Consider the following 23,169-nt stretch of genomic DNA (forward strand, 5'->3'; position numbering starts at 1 on the left):
TATAGCTTCATTAATTGGATAAATACAAGTTTCTTTTCAGTAAATACTTTATTGTATAAATTTGAAGATATTAATAAAATATTCTTTGAAGATTTTTTTACTATTTTAATTTTAGTGGATGTTTTAATTTTGCTGTTTTCATTTTTGCATTCTGATAAGTTTAGTACTGTAATCAGAAACTCAGGATTTATTATTTCTACAATTATGATTAAACTATCTTTTAATACGGAAGGAATTTTAAATTTAATTTTATTAGTTTTATCTGTGGTATTTGGAATTGTTATTCTGTATATACATAATAAGTACGAACAACTTCAATCATCTATTTAGATATATAAAATAAAAAAAAACCGAGTAATTTCTTACTCGGTTTTTTACTATTTAAATTTAAGATTCACTCGTAAATCTTACTTCGTAACTCGTAAATTATTTTACTTCTTCAAATTCTACATCTTGTGTAGTATCACCTGAAGCTTGTGGTTCTGCTTGCGCAGCTCCTTGAGCGTCTCCAGTGTTGTACATTTCAGCAGATGCGTTTGTCCAAGCTGTATTGATTTTCTCTAAAGCAGGCGTAATTGCAGCAACATCTTTTGCTTCGTAAGCCATTTTTAATTCAATTAAAGCTAAGTTGATAGCTGTTTTGTTATCTTCTGATAATTTTTCACCAAATTCAGCTAATTGTTTTTCTGTTTGGAAAATCATAGAATCTGCTTCATTTACTTTATCAGCCGTTTCTTTAGCAATTTTATCTGATTCAGCATTTAATTCAGCATCTTTTTTCATTCTTTCGATTTCTTCAGCTGTTAAACCAGAAGACGCTTCGATACGAATATCGTGAGATTTTCCAGTTCCTTTATCAGTTGCAGAAACTTTAATGATACCATTAGCATCAATATCAAAAGTTACTTCAATTTGAGGAATACCTCTTGCTGCTGGTGGAATACCATCTAAATGGAAACGACCAATAGTTTTGTTATCAGCTGCCATTGTTCTTTCACCTTGAATAACGTGAATTTCAACACTTGGTTGGTTGTCTGCAGCCGTTGAGAAAACTTGTGATTTTTTTGTTGGGATAGTAGTGTTAGACTCAATTAATTTCGTCATTACATTACCCATAGTTTCGATACCTAATGATAAAGGTGTAACGTCTAATAACAATACGTCTTTTACATCACCAGTTAAAACCCCACCTTGAATAGCTGCACCAATAGCAACAACTTCATCAGGATTTACTCCTTTTGATGGTTTTTTACCGAAGAATTTCTCCACTTGTTCTTGAATAACTGGGATACGAGTAGAACCTCCAACTAAGATAACTTCATCAATATCAGAAACGGATAAACCAGCATCTTTTAAAGCTTTAACAACTGGTTCCATTGAACGCTTGATTAAAGAATCAGCTAATTGCTCAAATTTAGCACGTGTTAATGTTTGTACTAAGTGTTTTGGTCCTGAAGCCGTAGCCGTAACGTATGGTAAGTTAATTTCAGTTTGAGCAGAAGCAGATAATTCAATCTTCGCTTTTTCAGCCGCTTCTTTTAAACGTTGTAACGCCGTTGGGTCTTTTCTTAAATCTAAACCTTCAGCAGCATTAAAGTCGTTTGCTAACCAGTCGATAATTACTTGGTCAAAATCGTCTCCACCTAAGTGTGTATCTCCATTAGTAGATAGTACTTCAAAAACACCATCTCCTAATTCTAAGATAGAAATATCAAAAGTACCACCACCTAAATCGAATACTGCAATTTTTTGATCTGTACCTTGTTTGTCTAATCCGTAAGCTAATGCCGCAGCAGTTGGCTCATTGATAATTCTCATTACTTTTAAACCTGCAATTTCACCAGCTTCTTTAGTCGCTTGACGTTGTGCATCGTTAAAATATGCAGGAACAGTAATTACTGCTTCTGAAACTGAATGACCTAAATAGTCTTCAGCAGTTTTTTTCATTTTTTGCAAAGTCATTGCAGATAATTCTTGTGGCGTATATAAACGTCCATCAATATCAACACGTGGTGTGTCGTTATCACCTTTAACTACTTTGTAAGCAACAGTAGAAGCCTCTTTAGAACTTTCCGAGTACTTGTTACCCATAAATCTTTTGATAGATGCAATAGTTTTAGTTGGGTTAGTTACCGCTTGTCTTTTAGCAGCATCTCCAATTTTAATTTCTCCACCTTCTACAAATGCAATTACAGATGGCGTTGTTCTTTTTCCTTCTGCATTAGCAATTACAACTGGTTCTCCACCTTCCATTACAGAAACACAAGAATTGGTTGTACCTAAATCGATTCCAATAATCTTACTCATTTTATTTAATTTTAAATTTTATTCGGTTTATTTTTTAAACTCTTTTTGGATAAGTCAAGTTTTGTGCCAATAATTATATAGGTATAAAATTGGCAGTATTTCTTTTGTATGGCAAAAATATCTGACATTGTGTCATTTTATTTTTAGCTAATGTGTTGGTAATCTGTCAAAAATCGTAGGTAATTTGTAAATTAAGCAAATCAAAATTCTCTAATCCACATTCAAAGTTGTATCTTTGCCGTTCAAAATACAAATATGACATTTCAAGATTTACATTTACATAGAAATATACTTCAAGTTTTAGAAGAAGAAAAATATATTACGCCAACGCCTATACAACAACAAGCCATACCTGTTATATTAGAAGAGCACGATTTAGTGGGTTGTGCCCAAACAGGAACAGGTAAAACCGGTGCATTCGCCATTCCAATTTTAAATTATTTACATCCAATTGTAGGTTCAAAAACGAAACGTAAGGTAATTAGAACTTTAGTTTTAGCTCCTACACGTGAATTAGCACACCAAATCCAAGATAGTTTTGCTACCTACGGAAAATATATGAATACCAAATCGATGGTGATTTATGGTGGGGTAAGTCAAGTGCCGCAAGTGCAACAGCTAAAAGATGGTGTTGATATTTTAATTGCTACTCCAGGTCGCTTTTTAGATTTGAATAAGCAAGGGTTTTTAGATATGGATAACCTGCATCATTTGGTGATTGATGAAGCGGATCAGATGTTAGATATGGGTTTTATTAATGATGTAAAGAAAATCATTAAGTTAATTCCTGAAAACCGTCAAACTTTATTGTTTTCTGCTACGATGCCTGTCGCGATTAGAGAATTAGCCGATCAATTTTTGAAGAAACCTAAATACGTTTCGGTAGCTCCAATTTCAAGCACCGCAGAACGCGTGAACCAAAAAGTATATATGGTTCAAAAAGAAGACAAACGAAAATTACTGATTCATTTAATTGAAGAAGAAAAAATAAATAATGTGTTGGTTTTTGTACGAACCAAACACAGTGCTGATAATGTGGTAAAAGCATTAAAAGTGAAAAATATTTCTGCTGAAGCCATTCACGGAAACAAATCTCAAAACAACAGGATAAAAACCTTAGACGGATTTAAAAGTCAAGAAATCTCCGTTTTAGTGGCGACAGACATTGCGGCTCGTGGTATTGATATCGATTTGTTACCTTATGTGATTAATTTCGATTTACCAAACATCCCAGAAACTTACGTACACCGAATTGGTAGAACGGGTAGAGCAGGTAATGAAGGTTTAGCCATTTCATTTTGTGGAAAAGACGAATTGCCGTATTGGAAAGACATTGAAAAATTAACCCGTCAGCAAATTAAAGTAGTGAAAGAAAATCCGTATCCGTATAGAGCATTTACGGAAGACGAATTAAAAAACAAAGAAACGGATACCCGAGGCGACAGAAGAAATCCTGCCAAACAAAAACAAAATAACGCACCAAAAACACCAAAAGCAGCTAAATCTGCAAATGCAGATGCTTCAAATTCAAGAAAATCAGATGCTTCTAAACAGAATAAGAAGCGTTGGTATTAGGAGGGTTTAAGGTATTGTTGGCTTCGAGAACCTCAGCCAACAATACAAGAAATAAAATATTTAACAGCTTTGTTGGCTGAGGCACTCGAAGCCAACAACATAAAAGGAATAAGTTCTATAGAATTTGTTCCTTTTTTTTATTTTAACTACATTTTTCAAATATTTTCACTTCCAACTTCGTACTTCCAACTTCAAATACTATCTTTGCTACTATAACGATTTAGTATATGGAATGTATTTCAGTTTTTGATATGTTAAAAATAGGCGTGGGCCCTTCAAGTTCTCATACTTTAGGACCTTGGCGTGCTGCTGAACAATTTTTAGCCGAATTACGAAATCAAAATATAATTGCTTCGGTACATCGCGTAAAAGTCGATTTGTATGGCTCGCTTTCTTTAACGGGAAAAGGACATGCTACCGACTTAGCCGTAATGTTAGGATTAAGTGGTGCTGATCCGGAATTTGTGCCAATTGATGCCATTTCATCAATTATTGAAGACATAAAAACGAATAATGAATTGCTATTGGATAATGAATTCAAGATTCATTTTAATGTAGTATCAGATATCTTTTTCAATAAGAATTTTTTGCCTTTTCATGCTAATGGTATGGTGTTTACTGCCTATACAAATGATACAGAATACAGTTCAACTTTTTATTCAATTGGAGGTGGCTTTGTAGTTAAAGAAGAGGATGATATGGATACAAATTCAGAGATTAAATGTGCCTTTCCATTCTTGGTAAATACAGGTGTAGAATTGTTAGAATTTTGTCAAACAGAGCGCAAGACCATTTCTGATATTGTGTACGAAAATGAAAAATCAATGCGTTCTGAAGAAGTAATTCATTCCGAATTAATGCGCATTTGGAATACGATGTTGGAATGTATGTATATTGGTGCTCATACCGATGGTATTTTACCGGGTGGATTAAATGTGAAAAGAAGAGCGTACGATATGCATACCAATTTAATTGGAATAGCCAATTACAATTCACCTCAAGAATGGTTGCAATGTATTCGTCATACGGAAGTGAAATTTCGTCAAATATTAAAATGGGTGTCTTGTTTTGCCTTGGCAGTAAATGAAGTAAATGCTTCTTTAGGTCGAGTAGTAACCGCACCTACCAATGGAAGTGCAGGGGTTATCCCGGCTGTATTAATGTATTATTTGGTGATTGAAAATCATCACGCTGGTGAAAAAGAAATCAAACAATTTTTAATGGTTGCTGGGCAAATAGGGAGTATTTTCAAAAAAGGAGCTACTATTTCCGCAGCTATGGGTGGTTGTCAAGCAGAAATAGGGGTTTCCTCTTCTATGGCTGCAGCAGCGTTATGCGAATTAATGGGTGGTACGCCAGAACAAGTATTGGTAGCTGCTGAAATAGCTATGGAACATCATTTAGGAATGACGTGCGATCCTATTGGTGGTTTGGTGCAAGTACCTTGTATAGAGCGCAATACTATGGGTGCTATAAAAGCCATAAATGCTGCCGAATTGGCTTTAGAAACCGATGCTAAAAACGTGTTGGTACCTTTAGATAAAGTAGTAGCCACCATGTGGGAAACCGCTAAAGACATGAATTCAAAATACAAAGAAACCTCCGAAGGTGGTTTGGCTATTGGAGTAGGATTGGCAGATTGTTAATTATCATCAACACAGATTTTACTAATTATATTAATTTCTATAATCTGTGTTTAAAACTTATTTGTAATTGGAATATAAAAAAGCAACACAGATTTTACTAATTATATTAATTTCTATAATCTGTGTTTAAAACTTATTTGTAATTGGAATATAAAAAAGTAACACAGATTTTACTAATTATATTAATTTCTATAATCTGTGTTTAAAAATAAATAGTATATTCTTATTTTCTTCGAGTATCAATTATATGAACTATTTTCCAACTGTTGTTTTCTAACAGCAAAGTAAAGGAATTTGTTCCAATATGACTTTGTTTTTCATTCACATAAAATTCGTAAGGTGTCCAAACGTTTGCCATAGTGCCATCTATTTGAATGTTATAACTTAAAAGGCGTTCTTCGATTTTTAGGTTTTTTGGAATGGCGGCTACGGATTTGTAAAATTCTGAATTACTTTGAAATGACAACGCTCCAACCGTGTTTTTCTCCGTGATCGATTGCAATTTCATCTCTTTGTGGCAAACCGATTGTATTTTTAATGTATCACCGGTTTGTAATCCTTCAAAAAATACTGAAATGGATTGTTTAATAGCCGTTTCTTCTTGTGCGGAAATTCCTACACTAAAACCAAAAAATAGTAAAATAAATACTTGTCTCATAGTGGTTGCATTTTTATTATTGGTATTAAATGTCGAAAAATTGTTACAATCCATATCTTTATATTAATTTTACAAAATATTTCATTCGGTATTTACTGAACACAAAAAACTGATAACTGAACACGAAAGCATATGTCTGTAGCAAAAAAAGATTATAAAAAAATTACTACTAAGTCGTTAATTGATATGAAAGCCAATGGTGAAAAAATTTCTATGCTAACGGCATACGATTTCACTATGGCTAAAATTGTAGATACAGCGGGTATTGATGTCATTTTAGTTGGCGATTCAGCAAGTAATGTAATGGCAGGAAATGAAACCACGTTACCAATTACTTTAGACCAAATGATTTATCACGCAAGCAGTGTGGTGAAAGCGGTTGATAGAGCGTTAGTTGTGGTTGATTTACCTTTCGGAAGTTATCAATCGGATCCTAAAGAGGCGTTGCGTTCTTCTATTCGTATTATGAAAGAAAGTGGCGGACACGCTGTAAAATTAGAAGGTGGTAAAGAAATTGAATCCTCAATAAAGAAAATATTAAACGCAGGTATTCCTGTTATGGGGCATTTGGGATTAACACCTCAATCAATATATAAATTCGGAACGTACACCGTTCGTGCCAAAGAAGAGGAAGAAGCGGATCAATTACTAGAAGATGCCAAAATGTTAGAACGTATTGGTTGTTTTGCTCTAGTTTTAGAAAAAATACCGGCGAAATTAGCTCAAAAAGTTGCCGAAAGTATTTCTATTCCTGTAATTGGAATTGGAGCGGGTAGTGGCGTAGACGGTCAGGTGTTGGTATTACACGATATGATTGGTATGACGCACGAATTTAGTCCAAGATTCTTACGCAGATATATGAATTTATTTGAAGATATGACTAAAGCTATCGGACAATATGTTGCAGATGTAAAATCGGTTGATTTTCCTAATGCGAATGAACAGTACTAGTACTAATTAAAGTTGTCATTTCGACGAAGGAGAAATCGCATAATCTAAGCATAATGTGATTTCTCCTTCGTCGAAATGACAATAAATAAAAATTAAGAATTTTAGAAAGTCTAAAAATCTAAGATGTCTAACCTTCTAAAAATCTAAAATACAAATGAAAATAGTTTCCGATTCAAAAAATCTTCAAATTCTTCACGAAGACAATCATATTATAGTAGTTAATAAGCGCGTTGGCGATATCGTACAAGGAGATAAAACGGGTGATGAGCCTTTATCTGAAATTGTGAAATCGTATTTAAAAGTGGCGTATGACAAACCGGGTGAGGTGTTTTTAGGTGTGGTACATCGTTTGGATCGACCAACAACTGGAATTGTGGTGTTTGCTAAAACATCAAAAGCATTAACCCGTTTGAATGAAACGTTTAAAAACAGAGAAACACAAAAAACCTATTGGGCGATTGTTAAAAATGCGCCGCCAAAAACGGAAGATACTTTAGTGCATTTTTTACGAAGAAATACTAAAAATAACACTTCTAAAGCCCATTTAAAAGAAGTACCAGAGGCTAAAGAAGCCAAACTATCGTATAAAATCATTAAGAAATTAGATAATTATTACGCTTTAGAAATTGATTTACATACCGGACGTCATCATCAAATTAGAGCTCAACTTACTGCTGTGGGTTGTCCAATTAAAGGCGACTTAAAATACGGATTTGATAGAAGTAATCCTAACGGAGGTATTCATTTACACGCTAGAAAATTAGTCTTAACGCATCCTGTTACTAAAGATCCATTAGAACTTATCGCTCCAGTACCGGAAGATGTATTGTGGAAGTTGGTTTAGATTAGGTGTTGGGTGTGAGGTGAAAGGTGAAAGGAACCCAATATCCAAAACCAACACCCAAATCGTAAATCGTAAATCCCAAATCGTAAATAAACTTTACTTATTTGATATTCGGCAAAAATATTTTTTGTACTTTTGATGCTTAAAAATTATTACGATGTCAACAATAACTTTAGGAGGAAATCCTGTAAACACAAATAACGCTTTACCAGCTATTGGTTCTGCGGCACCACAATTTCAATTAGTTGCAACTGATTTATCAGAAGTTTCTTTACACGACTATTTAGGTCAACGTGTTATCTTAAATATTTTTCCAAGTATTGATACGCCTACTTGTGCTACTTCAGTACGAACGTTTAATAAAATGGCTAACGATTTATCTAACACTAAAGTGTTGTGTATTTCTAAAGATTTGCCTTTTGCTCAAAAACGTTTTTGTGGTTCGGAAGGATTAGAAAATGTAGTGAACTTATCAGATTTTAGAGATGGAAGTTTTGGTACTGCCTATGGTGTTACTTTAATTGATTCTGTTTTAAAAGGATTACACGCAAGAGCAATTGTTGTTATTGATGAAACTGGAAAAGTGGCTTATTCTGAATTGGTTAGTGAAATTGCTAATGAACCAAATTACGACGCGGCTTTAAACGCATAAAATAAATGATTCAAGATAAAAGATTTTTTTCAGGTAGAGTCAAAAGTATTGGATTTGCTGTAAAAGGTGCCTTTAAATTAGTTACTACGGAACATAGTATAATGGTGCAATTTTCCATTATGCTTTTAATGATTTTTGCTGGCTTTTATTTTCAAATTAGTCGTGAAGAGTGGATGTTACAAATACTAGCTTTCGGTTTGGTATTAGGAATTGAAGGGTTAAACACGGCTGTAGAGAAAATAGCCGATTTTATTCACCCTGAATTTCATGACCGAATAGGTTTTATTAAAGATATTGCTGCTGGCGCTGTTTTATTTGCTGCAAGTAGCGCATTAACTGTTGGTGCTTTAATTTATGTACCGAAACTATTTAATTTATAGAAATTAATGGCTAAAAAAGAAACTTCAAACGCATCCGATAAAAAATTGCGTACTTCCCTTTTTAAAACCACCCGTGGGCAAAAGTTTGTGGTGGGTGTTTTATTTATCATTATTGCTGTATTTTTATTGCTATCCTTTATTTCCTATTATGTTTCGGGAAATGCGGATCAGAGTCAAATTAGTGAATTGGCTAACCGAAATGTGGTAGTTGAAAACTGGTTGGGTAAAATAGGCGCGTGGTTGGCAGAACTGTTTTTATATGACGGGTTTGGAATTGCTTCTTTCTTATTTGTAAAAATTTTCTTTTTAATCGGTTCGTATTTATTGGTGGATTTACCCATTAGTAAAATTAATAAAGTGGCCTTTTGGGACCTATATGCTATCGTAATCATTTCCTTGTTTTTTGGACTTATTTGGGATTTCGTTCCGCATTTGTCTGGTGTTATTGGGTATGAAATAAACGATTTAATTCAAGATTATGCTGGAAGTATTGGAACCATTATGGTTTTAATTTTCAGTGTGGTGGTTTTTTTAATATTTAGAATTAAAGTTTCTCCAGATAAATTAAAAGATTTTCTTGATGCCAAAGCCGCACCTGTAGCTGTAGCTGATGAAAATGAAGAGGAAGAAGACACTATATCACCGGTGCTTTCAGATACTGAAGAGGAAACCCCTATAGTGGTACCGCCATTAAAAAAAAATCCTATAATTGAAGATACAGATGACGAATGGACAAACATGCAAGTGATTGACCGTGATGCGCCATCTGCTTTTGAAATAGATAAAACAGCGTTAAAGCCTACCATACAAAATGCGTCTGAAATTAAATTAGACACAACACCACAAGAAACACCGAAACAACCTGAAATTATTGAAACGGAAGATTCGTCTTTTATTATCGAAAAACCAGAAGAAGAAGATATTGTTGAAGAAAGTATTGCCCAACGTTTGGTGCAGGATTTCGGGGAATTTGATCCGACATTAGAATTGTCTAATTTTCAGATGCCTTCTATTGAATTGTTGAAAGATTATTCGGGAGTGGGGATTACGATTAATCAAGCGGAATTAGAAGAAAATAAAAATAAAATTGTAGATACCTTAAAGAACTACAAAATAGAAATCGCACAGATTAAAGCGACGGTAGGACCTACGGTTACCTTATACGAAATAGTCCCAGAAGCGGGTATTCGTATTTCTAAAATTAAGAGTTTAGAAGATGATATTGCCTTGTCGTTATCGGCATTAGGTATTCGTATTATTGCACCTATACCGGGTAAAGGTACTATTGGTATTGAAGTACCAAATGCCAATCCGTCGATGGTTTCTATGAGAAGTGCCATTGCTTCGCCTAAATTCCAACAAGCGGAAATGGAATTGCCTATAGCTTTAGGAAAAACCATTTCTAATGAAACCTTGGTTGTAGATTTAGCTAAAATGCCGCACTTATTAATGGCAGGAGCTACTGGACAAGGTAAATCGGTAGGGTTAAATGCGGTATTGACTTCGTTATTATACAAAAAACATCCAGCGGAAGTGAAGTTTGTTTTGGTAGATCCGAAGAAAGTAGAGTTGACCCTTTTTAATAAGATAGAACGTCATTATTTGGCTAAATTACCTGATACAGATGAGGCGATTATTACCGATAATGCGAAAGTAATTAATACGTTAAACTCGTTGTGTTTGGAAATGGACAATCGTTATTCTTTGCTTAAAGATGCGATGGTTCGTAACATTAAAGAGTACAATGAAAAGTTCAAACAGCGTAAATTAAACCCAGAGAACGGACACCGTTTTTTACCGTATATCGTTTTAGTAGTAGATGAGTTTGCCGATTTAATTATGACAGCGGGTAAAGAGGTAGAAATGCCTATTGCGCGTTTGGCTCAGTTGGCTCGTGCTATCGGAATTCATTTGATTATTGCTACGCAACGTCCGTCTGTGAATGTAATTACGGGTATGATTAAAGCCAACTTCCCAGCAAGAATTGCCTTTAGAGTAACCTCTAAAATTGACTCAAGAACCATTTTAGATTCAGGAGGTGCGGATCAGTTGATTGGTAGAGGGGATTTGTTGTTTTCTAATGGAAATGATTTAATTCGTGTGCAGTGTGCCTTTGTAGATACCCCAGAAGTAGAACGTCTTTGTGATTTTATTGGTTCACAAAAAGCGTATGCAGATGCGTATTTACTACCAGATTATGTGGGTGAAGATAGTGGCATAAAACTTGATATGGATATATCGGAACGTGATTCATTATTTAGAGATGCGGCTGAGGTAGTTGTTTCGGCACAACAAGGTTCGGCATCCTTAATTCAAAGAAAATTAAAATTAGGATATAACCGAGCAGGACGAATTATTGACCAGTTAGAAGCGGCCGGAATTGTAGGGCCTTTTGAAGGCAGCAAAGCCAGACAAGTTTTAATTACGGATATGAATTCGTTAGAAATATTTTTTAAGAACGAACAATAGATTGAATACATTATAATGAAAAAATTAGTTACACTATCTGTTATAGCCCTATTTTTAGTGGCATTTACAACTGTAGAAAATAATCCACCGAAAGAGAAAAATGCGGGTAAAGCGTTATTAGATAAAGTAGTTAGCAAGGCCAAATCGTACAAAAATATGGTGATTGACTTTAAGTATGCTATAAATAACTCAGCAGAGAAAATTAATCAGGAAAGTACGGGTAAAGTAATGTTACAAGGGAACAAGTATCATTTGTCTTTTATGGGTGTTACTAAACTATTTGATGGAAAGAAAATATACACAATTGTTCCAGAAGATGAAGAGATTACGGTTTCTAATAATGATGAGAGTGATCCTAACACTATGTCACCTAACAAGATTTTTACCTTCTTTAAAAAAGGATTTAAATTCGCTATGGACATCAAACAACCTATGGCTGGGAAAACCATTCAGTATGTAAAGCTAACGCCTTCAAGTGCTACGGATAAGCGTAAAGAAATCTTAATTGGTATTGACACCAAAACCAATCACATTTATAACTTAATAGAAATAGGTAAAAACGGAACCCGAACTACTTTAACAGTTTCTTCGTTTAAATTTAACCAAACGTTAGCAAAAAATCAGTTTACCTTTGTAAAAGCGAAATATCCAAATTATTATATTAATAAAGCGGACTAATCTGTAGCTTTTACGTATAACCACTCCATGAAAATAATTGATAAATATTTATTAAAATCATTCCTGATTACGTTTGCTACGGTATTCGTAATCCTTTTTTTTATTTTCATTTTACAAAGTATTTGGTTGTTTATTGCCGAATTGGCAGGTAAGGATTTGGATTTTATGACCATCTTAAAATTCATCTTTTTCTATTCGCCTATTATGGTGCCTTTGGTATTGCCGTTATCTATTTTATTGGCTTCTATTATGACCTTTGGTAGCTTTGCGGAAAACTATGAGTTTGCAGCTATGAAATCTGGGGGTATTTCTTTGGGTAGGGCCATGCGGTATTTAATTGTTTGTACTGTTTTGTTTAGTGGTATTGCCTTTTTATTTGCCAATAGTATTATTCCTGAAGCCCAATTTCGTTTTATTAATTTAAGAAAAACCATTGTGCAAACCAAGCCAGCTATGGCTATTGGTGAAGGACAATTTAGTAAAATTGGTACGACTACCTCTATTTATGTAGAAAAGAAATCAGGTGAAAACGGCTCGTTTTTAGAGGGCGTTACGATGCATATGAAGAAAGGGGAGTTTGGTTCGGTTACTACCGTTATTAAAGCTAAAAAAGGCGTATTGAAAAGTGATGAATCTACCAATTTATTGCAATTGGATTTGTTAGACGGCAATTACTACGAGGACATTCAGCCCAAAAAGTTTGAAGAACGCGACAAGTTGCCTTTTGCTAAAAGTAGTTTTAAGAAATATACGGTTACTATTGATTTAGCCAAACTAAATACAAATGCTAACGAAGGTAATGATTTGGTAAACACTTACAACATGCTTAATATGAGCGAATTGAAATATACGATCGATTCGCTACAAACTACTTTTAACAAAGATGTTGCCTCGTACAGTGATAACTTAGATAAAAATACAGAAAGTCTTTCTATGGTGTATAATTTCCCTGTGGGATCTTCTGTAGTGGTACCTAAAAAGATTAAAATATCTGATGATATACTTGATTTGTTTCCTATACATAAAAAAGCGATGGTGTTAGATGTAGCGAAAAACAATGTTAACAATACTATTTTTACTTTGGACGGATATAAAACCGATTTGGAATTTAAACAAAACAACATTAATGACCACTGGGTTGGGTATTACGATAAAATTCTAATTGCCTATTCGTGTTTGTTGATGTTTTTTATTGGTGCTCCTTTGGGTGCTATCATTAGAAAAGGGGGACTTGGATTGCCTATCGTATTTGCGGTAGCAATTTTTATTACATTTAATTTCGCCAATACCTTTGGTAAAAAATTAGCCGGACAAGACGCCATTCCTCCGTTTATTGGAGTTGCTGCAGGTGCTTTGATACTTACACCATTTGCTATATTATTTACGTATAGAGCTACTAAAGATATGGGATTGACTATTGATTTAGATTGGCTACTTGTACCTATTAAAAAAATGCTTACGAAACGAAATACTAATTCGCTACCTAGCGAAAACACGACAACTAATGAGTCATAAAATACAACTGAATACCATAGAAGAAGCCATTGAAGATATCCGTCAGGGTAAAATGATTATTGTGGTAGATGATGAAGACAGAGAAAATGAAGGCGATTTTTTAGCCGCTGCTGATAAAGTAACGCCAGAAATGATCAACTTTATGGCTACGCACGGAAAAGGGCTTATTTGCGTGCCGTTAACCGAATCTAGATGTAAGGAATTGGAATTGCATACTATGGTGACGAACAATACCGATAATATGGAAACGGCGTTTACGGTTTCTGTAGATTTAAAAGGAAATGGGGTTACTACAGGTATTTCTGCGGCGGATCGTGCAAAAACTATTGAAGCCTTGGTGCATCCAAATACCAAACCCTACGAATTGGGACGACCAGGACATATATTTCCTTTAATTGCCAGACAAGGTGGGGTGTTACGAAGAACAGGGCATACAGAAGCGGCCATTGATTTTGCTCGTTTGGCAGGGTATTCTTCTGCAGGTGTCATTTGTGAGATTATGAATGATGATGGTACAATGGCACGTTTACCAGAATTGGTAGAAGTGGCGAAGAAATTCGATTTGAAATTGGTTTCTATTGAAGACTTGGTGGCGTACAGAATGCAACACGACAGTTTGATTAAGAAAAAAGAAGACTTTGAAATACAAACCCGTTTTGGTACATACCGTTTGCGTGCGTATTTGCAAGTTACGAACAAACAGGTACATATTGCCTTAACAAAGGGAAGTTGGAGTATGGGTGAGGCCATTTTAACTCGTATTAACTCTACGCAAGTCACGAATGATATATTAGGTAGTTTAACCGATACCTTAAATAAGAAGTTAGAAGATATCTTTAAGAAATTTGAATCGTATGAGAAGTGTGCGATTTTGTTTATCAATCAGGAAATGCAATCGGTGGAATTGTTGGATCGTTTGGCCGAGTTGAAACGTTTGCAAGCGGCAGGAGATTTTACGACACCACGAATTGCTGTAGATACCAAAGACTTTGGTATTGGTGCGCAAATTTTACATGATTTGGACATTACTAAGATTAAATTATTAACCAATTCGTACCAAAACAAACGTGTGGGCATGATTGGTTACGGCTTGGAAATAACCGAGTATTTGAATTATTAATTAAAAACCAAGATAGTTAATATTGACTATCAGGTATTTAATAAAAACTTCTAAAAAAAGTAATACAATTGTTTTTTTAATAGAAAAAACCTTTTATATTTGCACTCGCAATACGAAAGTAGTGCACGTCTTATTGGAGAAATGGCAGAGCGGTCGAATGCGGCAGTCTTGAAAACTGTTGACTGTAACAGGTCCGGGGGTTCGAATCCCTCTTTCTCCGCTGAAAGCCCCTCAAAGAGGGGCTTTTTACATTTCAATTCTTTCCTGTTTTTACAAAATCCTATATTTTACGGCACCTAAGAGTTAGTTTGAATTAAGTTATTCAAAAATGAGTAATATCATTTTATACTTTAAATCTCATTCGACAGGTACCCTATTTGGTACCCTACGATGATGTCAAATAAATTAGGGTACCAAAAGTTGGCAATTGCCAACTATAGCTTGAGCTTGGGAACTTTCAAAGGTAGTTTTGTATAAAAAAAACAAAAACTTATGAAAAAATTGAAAGTGAGCTTCTATCTTAAAGGAGACAAAAAAAACCAAAATGGTGAAACTGCTATTTATGGAAAAATTTATTTGGGAAATGTTTATTCTACATTTTCAACTTCAAAACACATCCTACACGAACGATGGGAAAAAACAAACAGCCTAAGAAAACCAGTTAGAATGGATAACGAAATCAATTTAAAAAACTACTTAAAATCACTAAGTGATTCAATAGAAGAAAAATATATTGATTTACTTAAAACCTACAATGGAAATGAAGATATAACTCCTTTGTTTTTAAAGAACTTTTGTTTCAATGAAAGAACTGAAAAGAAGATAACACTTTTAGAAATAGTTAAAAATCATAACGAGTACTTTAAAAAACAAGTTAAAAAAGGTGACCGTGCAGATGGCTCACTAGAAAAATATGAGCGTATGGGTGACGTTATAACTGATTACTTAAATTCCAAATTGAAATTGAAAGATATAGAATTTGATAAGATAACTAGAAAATTTGTTTTTGGTTTTGATGAATTTTTGCGGTTTGAACGAAGGCATGGAAGTAAAACTGGGTTAGCCAACAACACAACAGTTAAATACATCCGAAATATATCATCAATGATAAGTCATGCAAAAAAAATGGGACTAGTGGCAGAAAATCCATTTTCGATTTATGATAAAAAATTGAATGAAGTTGAAACAACATTTTTAACTTTAGAAGAGCTAAACAGTATTGAAAATAAAATTTTTTCAAATAGAAGATTAGATGTAACCCGTGATTTATTTTTATTTAGTTGTTATACAAGCTATGCCCCTGTTGATGTTATGAATTTACGAAAAGGTAATTATACCTTAGATGAGGATTGCGATAACTGGTTAAAAACGAAGCGTCAAAAAACAAATGTGAGAACCAATGTACTTGTTATACCTCCACTTAAAAGGATTATTGAAAAATACAAAGATGACCCAGAATGTATTGAAGATAATAGATTAGTACCAAATAGAAGTAATAGTAACATGAATGCCTATCTAAAAGAGATTGCTGATTTATGTAATATTGATAAAAATTTAACATGGTACGTTGGTCGTCATACATTTGCAACTACTGTAGCATTGGCAAATGATATACCTATGGAGATTATTAGTCAAATCATGGGGCATAAACGAATAACACAAACACAACATTATGCTAAGTTGATGGACACCTCTGTTAAAAAGCATATGAAGGGTTTATACAGTAATTTTGAATAAATCATTATATTTGAAATCCGCTATTATAGCGGATTTCATTTTTTAAACTAACATTATGGATTATTACACCGAAATTAAAGTATGTATTAAAGAAATTGGTCAAGCAAAAATTGAGTTCCAGACAAATACAAAAGATTATACTTTCAACGGTAAGCCCCCTAGAGATATTCCTCAAGACCGATATACCAAACTAAATGAGCTATTTGAATCCTATCTTTCAAATTACATTAGACAAAATTGTAAGGTTGAAGATATTAATAAACTTATTACAATCACAAAAGAAACAATCCAACAGTTGAAGCTGTCAGGAGATAATCATAGAGTTAATTTTTTACTTTCAAGAAGTAAAAATGAGTTATCAGAAACAGCAACTTTTAACCATGATGATATTAATTCAATAATCTCAACTCAAAAATTAGTATTGAGTAAAATACTTAATCATTTATATGAAAAAATTGATTATCTCAATTCAAATATAGATAACGAATTAATAGCTGATATAGATAATGAAGACCTAAGTTCTAGTGAAACAGATACGAGCGATATACCATTTAAACATATTGGACGTGCTACATTTAAACTAAATAAAAAGGAATCTCTAATGTTATTATATATTTTAGAACAGGAACATCTTTTAGAGTTTGAATCAATTGAACATAGACGCTTGTTTATAGAGAGTAATTTCAACTTTACTGAAACAAGAAATAATGTGAACCAAGGAAATCCTTTTCCTATGAAAGGTATTAGTAGTGAACTATCTGATTTTAGTAGTTATACAGAAAGAGCATCAAACAACAAGACATTAGAAAAACTATTAAAAAAGCTTAACGAAACAATTCATCTTTTTGAATTTAAAAAATAAAGTTGGCAATTGCCAACTATAACTTGACGCTAGCAACTTCTGAAAGTACCTTTGCAGTATAAATTTTTAATATATATACTATGAGGTACTTAGAAAATGAATCAGAGCCAATAATAAAGCTCCTAGAGGAAATCAAATCTAAATTTGATACAATCCGACAACCAAAAAAATACTATCGTAATAGCGATTTAAAAGAGTTATTTGGGTTGAGTGATAACACCATACTGACTTATCGTGATAAAAATATTTTACCCTTTTCAAGAATGGGTGAAATCTATTATTATCCAATCGCTGAAATAGACAATCTTTTGTCTAAGAATAGTAATTTCGATTTATTTGGTAATCGTTATTAAAAGATAGGTGCAATAATATTTCCTATTCAACTTCCCTAAAATCCAGTTTATCTATGATTGATTTTATAGTAAACTGCTAGAAAAAATTAAAAAATTGCTTCATAGTGCAGTTTTTTTCAAAGTTTCACATATTTATAAAAACACATAATAATAATTGGATAGATAACCTTTCCAACTTGACCTTACTATATAAAATAGAGAATGAAAGAAGAGTATAATAAACTAATAAATGATAGTAATAAGAATAGAAGTAATATATACTATCAACTTAATCAATTAACAGCTATTACAGGATTAAGTCCTAGAATGTTAAAATATAAAATGCTTAAAGTAAAAGAGAAATATGCTGGTGTTACTAAGTTACTTAAAAAAGATGGTAAAAGATGGTTCATACATCCGAGCTTAATTATTGAATTTCTACCTGTAAACAAGCGTAAAGCTAATATTGATAATTATTCTAATTGGTCAAGCTTTGTAACATGGAATCCATTTAAAAACTATGATGCTGATTATCATGTAGAACTAATTAAAGAAATCAAATCTGAATTACCTAATAGTATTATAAAATATACTATTGAGCTTGATAAGAGAGGATTTAATCATGTACACTTCATTAGCGATGCTTCAACAATAAAAACCAAAGAAATAGTAGAAAAAGTAATATTGAAATACTTCTCTTGGTTTGAAGTGAGCTACCAAGTAACAGAAATAAATAACAAATTTACTAGCAATGAATATTTACAAAAATCACCTGTTAGAAACGGGATATTAAATTAGTAACCAAAAAATATAAAATATAAAATATAAAATATAAAATAAAAAATAAAAAATGGAAAAAGTAACAGACCTAAAACACAGTCCAAAACTGACAGAATTATTAATAATGTACATCAGCAGAAAGTATGAAGAAAATGCGATTTTTGATGAATGGCATTTGTTCCAAGAGTATAAGCTACTTGAACGTAATAACAAATTAAATGAGCTATTTAAAGAAGAGTGTTTAACTAACCGATTGAATGATGAAAACTACACAGGATAAAATACAATTGAAGCAATTGGAATTAAACGTTGAAAACGACCCTTTGAAAAAACAAAATTTGCAGAAGCAACTAAGGAGATTGCAACTAGAAAAAGAAATTGAAGAAATTAGAAAACGTATTGAACAACTTAGTTAGTTCTCGTTACCTCCGATTTCTAGAAGGTAAAAAAATTATTAAAATTCAAAGTGCTTAAATAGCCGTTCAAAATTTTTAAAATTTTTCTTGGGGTATTTTTTCAGCTACTTTTTGTACCGCCATTCACAAACTTTTCTGATAAGGTTTTAAAATAAATGCTAGAATTTTATACTTTAAACGAATATTCCTATGGATGTGTCCGTTTAGTGTTTCAAAAAAATGATTAGGCTCGTTCGATCGAACGAGCTTTGTCATTTTTATATATTATTAAGCCTTTCCTCAAACTCACTTTCTCTTTTTACTTTATTGTAGAATGGCATTCCAATAAGTTTATAGCTTTGATTTTAATACAATTCAACAACAGCTTGATTTTTATTAAAATAATCAAGCTCCAGATTAACTAAACCTTTTTTTAATTATCTCTGTCCATTTTTCCTTATGAACTATTTTAAGTTCTTTATCATCATATACAAGTTGGGTAAACAACTGAACAAAATCTTCAAGGTTATGAATTAACCTCAAATAATATTTCAAAGTAGGTAGTAAACCATTAATAATAAGTTGACAACCATGTTCTTGTTTCAACATAAAAACTTTATCTTCTATCTCATTTAAATCAGATTGTTTAATACCTAAAGTTGATAGAATATAATATCTTTTTGGATTTGCTTTGTGAATTTTAGGAAGCACTCTATTAATAATATGGTTGTCTATTTCAATGCCGAATTTTATTTCAAGAGCTTCTAATAATTGACCGTCTAGAAATACTTCTATATCACCACTTGCTTTAGAAGTTCTATCTGAAGATGTATGGCTTCCTAAATCCCCAACTACACAGCCTTCATAACGTTTCAATTCATTTACAAGTATTGAATAGATAGCATAAAAAGCAAGAACTGGTATTTTCGAACCGCCCCCAATATGATAATTTTGAGCAATGAAATCATTCAAAGAAGTTATGATAATATCAATAGTAATTTTTTCTGGATTTTCAATCTTTACAACTTCGATAGTATTTTTATTTCTAATATCAATAGCAAAGTTTAAAAGAACTCTACATACAAAAGTAACTTTATCGGGATTGTGTTGTATATAATCTACAATAGCTAAGAACTCAGCTTTTAACTTACTAATTTTACCATTATAATCTTTAGTATATGGATAAGGTTGTTCAAGAGACCTTGTTAACCAACCCGATTCTGACATACTTGGTAAACCTAATTGTTTTAAAGTTGGTGTAATGAATTTTGTATCAACACTTCTACCCGAAAAACCATTAGGCAATGTTACTTGAAAGTATCTTATATCTTGGGATGGATTAAGTATTTTATGTATTGCAAGAGTTAAAAGCACAGTAAACACCCCTTTTTGAGATTCAATTGACGCACCAACCCTAGATAATAATATTTGTGTTTCTTTTGGAAGAACTACATCTTCAATTGTAGAGGAGTTCTTGTAAATTTCCAGTAATTTCTCTTGATGATTCATCTGTTATATTTAGCAATTTTTGATTAATGATTTGAAATGCAAGTTCTTCCGTCATATTAACACCGATTGAATTACCTATCTGTTTATATTGTTCACCAATAAGTGGGTGCTTAATAAAGTTATCTGGAAATCCCATTATTCTGTAACATTCATTGATAGTTAATTTTCTAACTCTATCTTCCTCGGGTAAATAAATAAAAAATCTCCCAGCACTTTCTTGAGATGGTATGGTTGGATGATAACCATCAACCGAATAAATTCTATTTGGCTGTCTATGAACCCTATTAAGATGCATAGAATTTGGTCTAACACCTTTGAATCCTTCTTTATTTCGATAACCAATAAACTTTAAACCCGATTCCTTTTGAACTTTTATATATTCTTTTTCCAATATGGTATATTCTGATTTTTCTAAATAATCAAAATTGCCATCTGTGTCTAAAAAATCTTTTAATGGGTTTGATTTATGATTTCTTATTTTATTGAAGTCAAAGTTACCTACTTTACAACCTACAATTACAATTCTTTCTCTATTTTGAGGTAAGTTAAAATCTTTTAAGTTTAGAATTTTATAGGATACATTATAACCAAGATTACTAAGAGCATTTAGAATAACGGTAATTGTTCTTTTCTTATCATGGTTTATTAGATGTTTTACATTTTCTAACACTACTACTTTAGGTTGTTTAGCCTCTATAATTCTACATACATCAAAAAACAAAGTTCCTCTTGTATCTTCAAAGCCTAATTTCCTACCAGATATACTAAAAGGTTGACAGGGAAAACCACCAAGTAAAACATCAAAATCAGGTATATCATTAGGATTAACTTGAGTTATATCTCCAGTTGGTCTTTCACCAAAATTTCTTTCATAGGTCTCTTGGACTTTTATATTAAAATCAGAAGAGAAAACACATTCATATCCATTTCTTTCAAATCCTAATCTAAATCCGCCAATACCACAAAATAAATCAATAAATTTCATATAACTTTTTTGTTTAAATGACCGTCAATTACAAGATTAACCTCATGTATGAGCAATTCTAGTAGCTCGTTTTGTAAATTTTGCATTCTATCTATTATCGTCTAGGTTAATATTGGGGTAAATGTAAGAATTACAAAAATCAAAAGCAACGATTAAGTCGCTAATCGAAACCAAAGTAAAAAAGTTTCACTTCTAACAATAGTGAAACTTTTGTTTTTGGCTAAACCCTTATAAATAAAGGGTTGAGGTGGTTTTGGTAGATTTTTGATTTAAAAAAGTTTCACTTTTATTAATTTTAATTTGTTTTTGAAACTTTTTTAAATTACATTTACATCAAATAAAAAACTATACGCCATGAGCTTAAAAAATTCTGTAACAACTAGTGACTACTTAAACTTTGATTCAACTTTGAACAAAGCAGTAAAAATAATCAAAACCGAAAAAAACTATAAATTAGGATTTTTAGTTGTTTTGGGAATTAATGCAGGATTAAGAATATCAGACCTTCTTAAATTGAAACATGAAGACTTTGAGAACGATTCTATTTCATTAACAGAATCTAAGACTAATAAAAAACGTATTATCCGTTTGAATAATAATGTGAAAAGTGCTTACGAACTTTTAAAAACGAGAACAGATGTTAGAACTGGATTCGTTTTTACTTCAAACCAATCTACAGTAATTACTGTTCAATATGTAAACAGAAAATTAAAAGAAATGTTTGGCTCTAAAAATATTGCAATAAGCAGTCACTCGCTAAGAAAAACTTTTGGTCGCCAAGTATGGTCAAATAATAATGAGACCGATAAAGCCTTGTTGTATTTAAGTGAGTTATTCAATCACTCATCACCAGCGATAACAAAAAGGTATTTAGGTATAAGACAGGAAGAGCTGGATGATATTTATATGAGTTTGTGATTTTATTTTTTTTCACTATATTGTGAAAATTAATTATATCATTTATGAGTATTAGTAGCTTAAAAATTCTAGCAAAAAATAATCCTACTATTGAGCTAAAAGAATCTTCAAATTATACTGTTGTTCAAAAAACTTGGAATGACTCGTCATTTTGCTTGATAGTTCCAAAAAAAACAAGAATACCTTCCTTGTCCAATGTGTATTTGTTTGAAGAATTTAATTCTATTTATCATTCAAAAAAAAATCTTTGGGAGTTTATTTTTAGACCAGAAAAAAAAGACAATTTACTTATAAACAGAAATTTTAAATTTAATTATAAAGGCAAAGTTTTTGATTGCTATTTTGAAAGAGCTTCTAGTGTATTAAAATTTTTTGCAGAGAACATTAGGATTTTATCAACTGAAACTCCAACTACATACAGAAATCTTAGAGAGTTTAAGGATTTTTTTAGTAAAAATAAACCCGAATATTTGAAAGAATATTTCAAAGAAAGATTGCCTATTTCCTTTTATATAAAAGGTGATATTGATGATATAATTAATAAAGTTGAATTTGCAAAAAACTTAAATTTTTACTTAACCTATTTCGATAGAGAATCACCTACCATACAGATATTTCCTATTGAGAAAATTGAATTAAAATTTAAGAAACCTTGTTACACACTTTTTGATGACTTCCCAAAAGAAATAAACTCAAGTAGTATTGATTTAACTTTACTTGACATTTTAGATGTTGCTAATAAAACATCCGATATTAGACTTGAATTCATTTTTTATTTTCAAATTTTAGAATATTGTTCATATTATTATTTAGAACAACAAGATGATTTGAAACTTAGGCAGATTCTAAAAAAACC

21 protein-coding genes, 1 tRNA gene and 1 pseudogene are annotated in these 23,169 nt (G+C 32.2%); 19 read left to right on the forward strand and 4 right to left on the reverse strand.

The window, feature by feature from the left end; genetic code table 11:
* A pseudogene (locus tag ACIQ16_RS09280) lies at positions 1–330 on the forward strand (hypothetical protein); the annotation flags it as partial.
* Between the two features lie 96 nt (positions 331–426).
* Here ACIQ16_RS09280 and dnaK read toward each other — a convergent pair.
* Positions 427–2,307, reverse strand: coding sequence for a molecular chaperone DnaK (dnaK, locus tag ACIQ16_RS09285; protein ID WP_396150859.1), 1,881 nt, complete (start codon positions 2,305–2,307; stop codon positions 427–429).
* A 255-nt stretch (positions 2,308–2,562) separates the two neighbouring features.
* Here dnaK and ACIQ16_RS09290 point away from each other — a divergent pair, with 255 nt between their 5' ends.
* Together ACIQ16_RS09290 and ACIQ16_RS09295 are read left to right on the forward strand one after the other, a co-directional pair.
* On the forward strand, positions 2,563–3,882 hold the full coding sequence (locus tag ACIQ16_RS09290) for a DEAD/DEAH box helicase (RefSeq protein ID WP_396150861.1): 1,320 nt from the start codon (positions 2,563–2,565) through the stop codon (positions 3,880–3,882).
* A 227-nt stretch (positions 3,883–4,109) separates the two neighbouring features.
* Positions 4,110–5,528 carry an L-serine ammonia-lyase gene (locus tag ACIQ16_RS09295; RefSeq protein ID WP_396150863.1) on the forward strand — a complete coding sequence of 473 codons (1,419 nt, stop codon included), beginning with the start codon at positions 4,110–4,112 and terminating at the stop codon, positions 5,526–5,528.
* Positions 5,529–5,751: 223 nt separating this feature from the next.
* On the opposite strand, the gene ACIQ16_RS09300 is transcribed toward ACIQ16_RS09295, so the two are convergent.
* Positions 5,752–6,186: a nuclear transport factor 2 family protein gene (locus ACIQ16_RS09300; RefSeq protein ID WP_396150865.1), complete on the reverse strand. Its 435-nt coding sequence runs from the start codon at positions 6,184–6,186 to the stop codon at positions 5,752–5,754.
* A gap of 132 nt (positions 6,187–6,318) precedes the next feature.
* On the opposite strand from ACIQ16_RS09300, the gene panB reads away from it, so the two are divergent.
* From panB to ACIQ16_RS09370, 14 genes are all read left to right on the forward strand, one after another.
* Entirely contained in the window at positions 6,319–7,137 is an 819-nt protein-coding gene (panB, locus tag ACIQ16_RS09305) for a 3-methyl-2-oxobutanoate hydroxymethyltransferase (RefSeq protein WP_396150867.1), read from the forward strand.
* 154 nt (positions 7,138–7,291) lie between these two features.
* A complete protein-coding gene (locus tag ACIQ16_RS09310) occupies positions 7,292–7,981 on the forward strand; it encodes an RluA family pseudouridine synthase (RefSeq protein ID WP_396150869.1) in 690 nt (229 codons plus the stop codon).
* A gap of 157 nt (positions 7,982–8,138) precedes the next feature.
* Positions 8,139–8,633, forward strand: coding sequence for a thiol peroxidase (gene tpx, locus ACIQ16_RS09315; protein ID WP_396150871.1), 495 nt, complete (start codon positions 8,139–8,141; stop codon positions 8,631–8,633).
* A gap of 5 nt (positions 8,634–8,638) precedes the next feature.
* On the forward strand, positions 8,639–9,013 hold the full coding sequence (locus tag ACIQ16_RS09320) for a diacylglycerol kinase family protein (protein ID WP_396150873.1): 375 nt from the start codon (positions 8,639–8,641) through the stop codon (positions 9,011–9,013).
* A gap of 6 nt (positions 9,014–9,019) precedes the next feature.
* Entirely contained in the window at positions 9,020–11,482 is a 2,463-nt protein-coding gene (locus ACIQ16_RS09325; protein ID WP_396150875.1) for a DNA translocase FtsK, read from the forward strand.
* A 15-nt stretch (positions 11,483–11,497) separates the two neighbouring features.
* Positions 11,498–12,160 carry an outer membrane lipoprotein carrier protein LolA gene (locus tag ACIQ16_RS09330; RefSeq protein WP_396150877.1) on the forward strand — a complete coding sequence of 221 codons (663 nt, stop codon included), beginning with the start codon at positions 11,498–11,500 and terminating at the stop codon, positions 12,158–12,160.
* A gap of 27 nt (positions 12,161–12,187) precedes the next feature.
* Positions 12,188–13,675, forward strand: coding sequence for an LptF/LptG family permease (locus ACIQ16_RS09335; RefSeq protein ID WP_396150879.1), 1,488 nt, complete (start codon positions 12,188–12,190; stop codon positions 13,673–13,675).
* Positions 13,665–14,795 (forward strand): 3,4-dihydroxy-2-butanone-4-phosphate synthase, encoded by a 1,131-nt coding sequence (gene ribB, locus ACIQ16_RS09340; protein WP_396150881.1) that lies wholly within the window; start codon positions 13,665–13,667, stop codon positions 14,793–14,795. The genes ACIQ16_RS09335 and ribB overlap by 11 nt, the downstream gene beginning before the upstream one ends.
* Before the next feature lie 135 nt (positions 14,796–14,930).
* Positions 14,931–15,015: transfer RNA gene (locus ACIQ16_RS09345), tRNA-Ser, on the forward strand.
* 272 nt (positions 15,016–15,287) lie between these two features.
* A complete protein-coding gene (locus tag ACIQ16_RS09350) occupies positions 15,288–16,532 on the forward strand; it encodes a site-specific integrase (RefSeq protein WP_396150883.1) in 1,245 nt (414 codons plus the stop codon).
* A 55-nt stretch (positions 16,533–16,587) separates the two neighbouring features.
* Positions 16,588–17,394, forward strand: a complete 807-nt coding sequence (locus ACIQ16_RS09355) for a hypothetical protein (RefSeq protein WP_396150885.1) — start codon at positions 16,588–16,590, stop codon at positions 17,392–17,394.
* Between the two features lie 80 nt (positions 17,395–17,474).
* Positions 17,475–17,747, forward strand: coding sequence for a helix-turn-helix domain-containing protein (locus tag ACIQ16_RS09360; RefSeq protein ID WP_396150887.1), 273 nt, complete (start codon positions 17,475–17,477; stop codon positions 17,745–17,747).
* A gap of 201 nt (positions 17,748–17,948) precedes the next feature.
* Entirely contained in the window at positions 17,949–18,524 is a 576-nt protein-coding gene (locus ACIQ16_RS09365; RefSeq protein WP_396150889.1) for a hypothetical protein, read from the forward strand.
* 52 nt (positions 18,525–18,576) lie between these two features.
* The gene (locus tag ACIQ16_RS09370) at positions 18,577–18,786 is read left to right on the forward strand and encodes a hypothetical protein (protein ID WP_396150891.1); all 210 of its coding nucleotides are present in this window, start codon (positions 18,577–18,579) and stop codon (positions 18,784–18,786) included.
* 532 nt (positions 18,787–19,318) lie between these two features.
* Here the strand turns inward: ACIQ16_RS09370 and ACIQ16_RS09375 are convergent.
* A complete protein-coding gene (locus ACIQ16_RS09375) occupies positions 19,319–20,410 on the reverse strand; it encodes a hypothetical protein (RefSeq protein ID WP_396150892.1) in 1,092 nt (363 codons plus the stop codon).
* The gene (gene dcm / locus ACIQ16_RS09380; protein WP_396150894.1) at positions 20,358–21,395 is read right to left on the reverse strand and encodes a DNA (cytosine-5-)-methyltransferase; all 1,038 of its coding nucleotides are present in this window, start codon (positions 21,393–21,395) and stop codon (positions 20,358–20,360) included. Before dcm ends, ACIQ16_RS09375 begins: the two co-directional genes overlap by 53 nt.
* A 354-nt stretch (positions 21,396–21,749) precedes the next feature.
* On the opposite strand from dcm, the gene ACIQ16_RS09385 reads away from it, so the two are divergent.
* Both ACIQ16_RS09385 and ACIQ16_RS09390 read left to right on the forward strand, forming a co-directional pair.
* On the forward strand, positions 21,750–22,313 hold the full coding sequence (locus tag ACIQ16_RS09385) for a tyrosine-type recombinase/integrase (protein WP_396150896.1): 564 nt from the start codon (positions 21,750–21,752) through the stop codon (positions 22,311–22,313).
* A 44-nt stretch (positions 22,314–22,357) separates the two neighbouring features.
* Positions 22,358–23,169, forward strand: an 812-nt coding sequence (locus tag ACIQ16_RS09390; RefSeq protein WP_396150898.1) for a hypothetical protein, incomplete at its 3' end; no start/stop codon positions are given.

This window comes from Flavobacterium sp. (genome assembly GCF_044360715.1).
GTDB lineage: Bacteria > Bacteroidota > Bacteroidia > Flavobacteriales > Flavobacteriaceae > Flavobacterium.

Excerpts from the sequence above, each read along its gene's own strand:
- ribB (WP_396150881.1), top strand. The coding sequence starts at position 13,665 with ATGAGTCATAAAATACAACTGAATACCATAGAAGAAGCCATTGAAGAT.
- ACIQ16_RS09300 (WP_396150865.1), bottom strand. The coding sequence starts at position 6,186 with ATGAGACAAGTATTTATTTTACTATTTTTTGGTTTTAGTGTAGGAATT.
- dcm (WP_396150894.1), bottom strand. The coding sequence starts at position 21,395 with ATGAAATTTATTGATTTATTTTGTGGTATTGGCGGATTTAGATTAGGA.
- ACIQ16_RS09310 (WP_396150869.1), top strand. The coding sequence starts at position 7,292 with ATGAAAATAGTTTCCGATTCAAAAAATCTTCAAATTCTTCACGAAGAC.
- ACIQ16_RS09355 (WP_396150885.1), top strand. The coding sequence starts at position 16,588 with ATGGATTATTACACCGAAATTAAAGTATGTATTAAAGAAATTGGTCAA.
- ACIQ16_RS09335 (WP_396150879.1), top strand. The coding sequence starts at position 12,188 with ATGAAAATAATTGATAAATATTTATTAAAATCATTCCTGATTACGTTT.
- ACIQ16_RS09370 (WP_396150891.1), top strand. The coding sequence starts at position 18,577 with ATGGAAAAAGTAACAGACCTAAAACACAGTCCAAAACTGACAGAATTA.
- ACIQ16_RS09350 (WP_396150883.1), top strand. The coding sequence starts at position 15,288 with ATGAAAAAATTGAAAGTGAGCTTCTATCTTAAAGGAGACAAAAAAAAC.
- ACIQ16_RS09290 (WP_396150861.1), top strand. The coding sequence starts at position 2,563 with ATGACATTTCAAGATTTACATTTACATAGAAATATACTTCAAGTTTTA.
- panB (WP_396150867.1), top strand. The coding sequence starts at position 6,319 with ATGTCTGTAGCAAAAAAAGATTATAAAAAAATTACTACTAAGTCGTTA.
- ACIQ16_RS09295 (WP_396150863.1), top strand. The coding sequence starts at position 4,110 with ATGGAATGTATTTCAGTTTTTGATATGTTAAAAATAGGCGTGGGCCCT.
- ACIQ16_RS09365 (WP_396150889.1), top strand. The coding sequence starts at position 17,949 with ATGAAAGAAGAGTATAATAAACTAATAAATGATAGTAATAAGAATAGA.
- dnaK (WP_396150859.1), bottom strand. The coding sequence starts at position 2,307 with ATGAGTAAGATTATTGGAATCGATTTAGGTACAACCAATTCTTGTGTT.
- ACIQ16_RS09325 (WP_396150875.1), top strand. The coding sequence starts at position 9,020 with ATGGCTAAAAAAGAAACTTCAAACGCATCCGATAAAAAATTGCGTACT.
- tpx (WP_396150871.1), top strand. The coding sequence starts at position 8,139 with ATGTCAACAATAACTTTAGGAGGAAATCCTGTAAACACAAATAACGCT.
- ACIQ16_RS09330 (WP_396150877.1), top strand. The coding sequence starts at position 11,498 with ATGAAAAAATTAGTTACACTATCTGTTATAGCCCTATTTTTAGTGGCA.
- ACIQ16_RS09385 (WP_396150896.1), top strand. The coding sequence starts at position 21,750 with ATGAGCTTAAAAAATTCTGTAACAACTAGTGACTACTTAAACTTTGAT.
- ACIQ16_RS09375 (WP_396150892.1), bottom strand. The coding sequence starts at position 20,410 with ATGAATCATCAAGAGAAATTACTGGAAATTTACAAGAACTCCTCTACA.
- ACIQ16_RS09360 (WP_396150887.1), top strand. The coding sequence starts at position 17,475 with ATGAGGTACTTAGAAAATGAATCAGAGCCAATAATAAAGCTCCTAGAG.
- ACIQ16_RS09320 (WP_396150873.1), top strand. The coding sequence starts at position 8,639 with ATGATTCAAGATAAAAGATTTTTTTCAGGTAGAGTCAAAAGTATTGGA.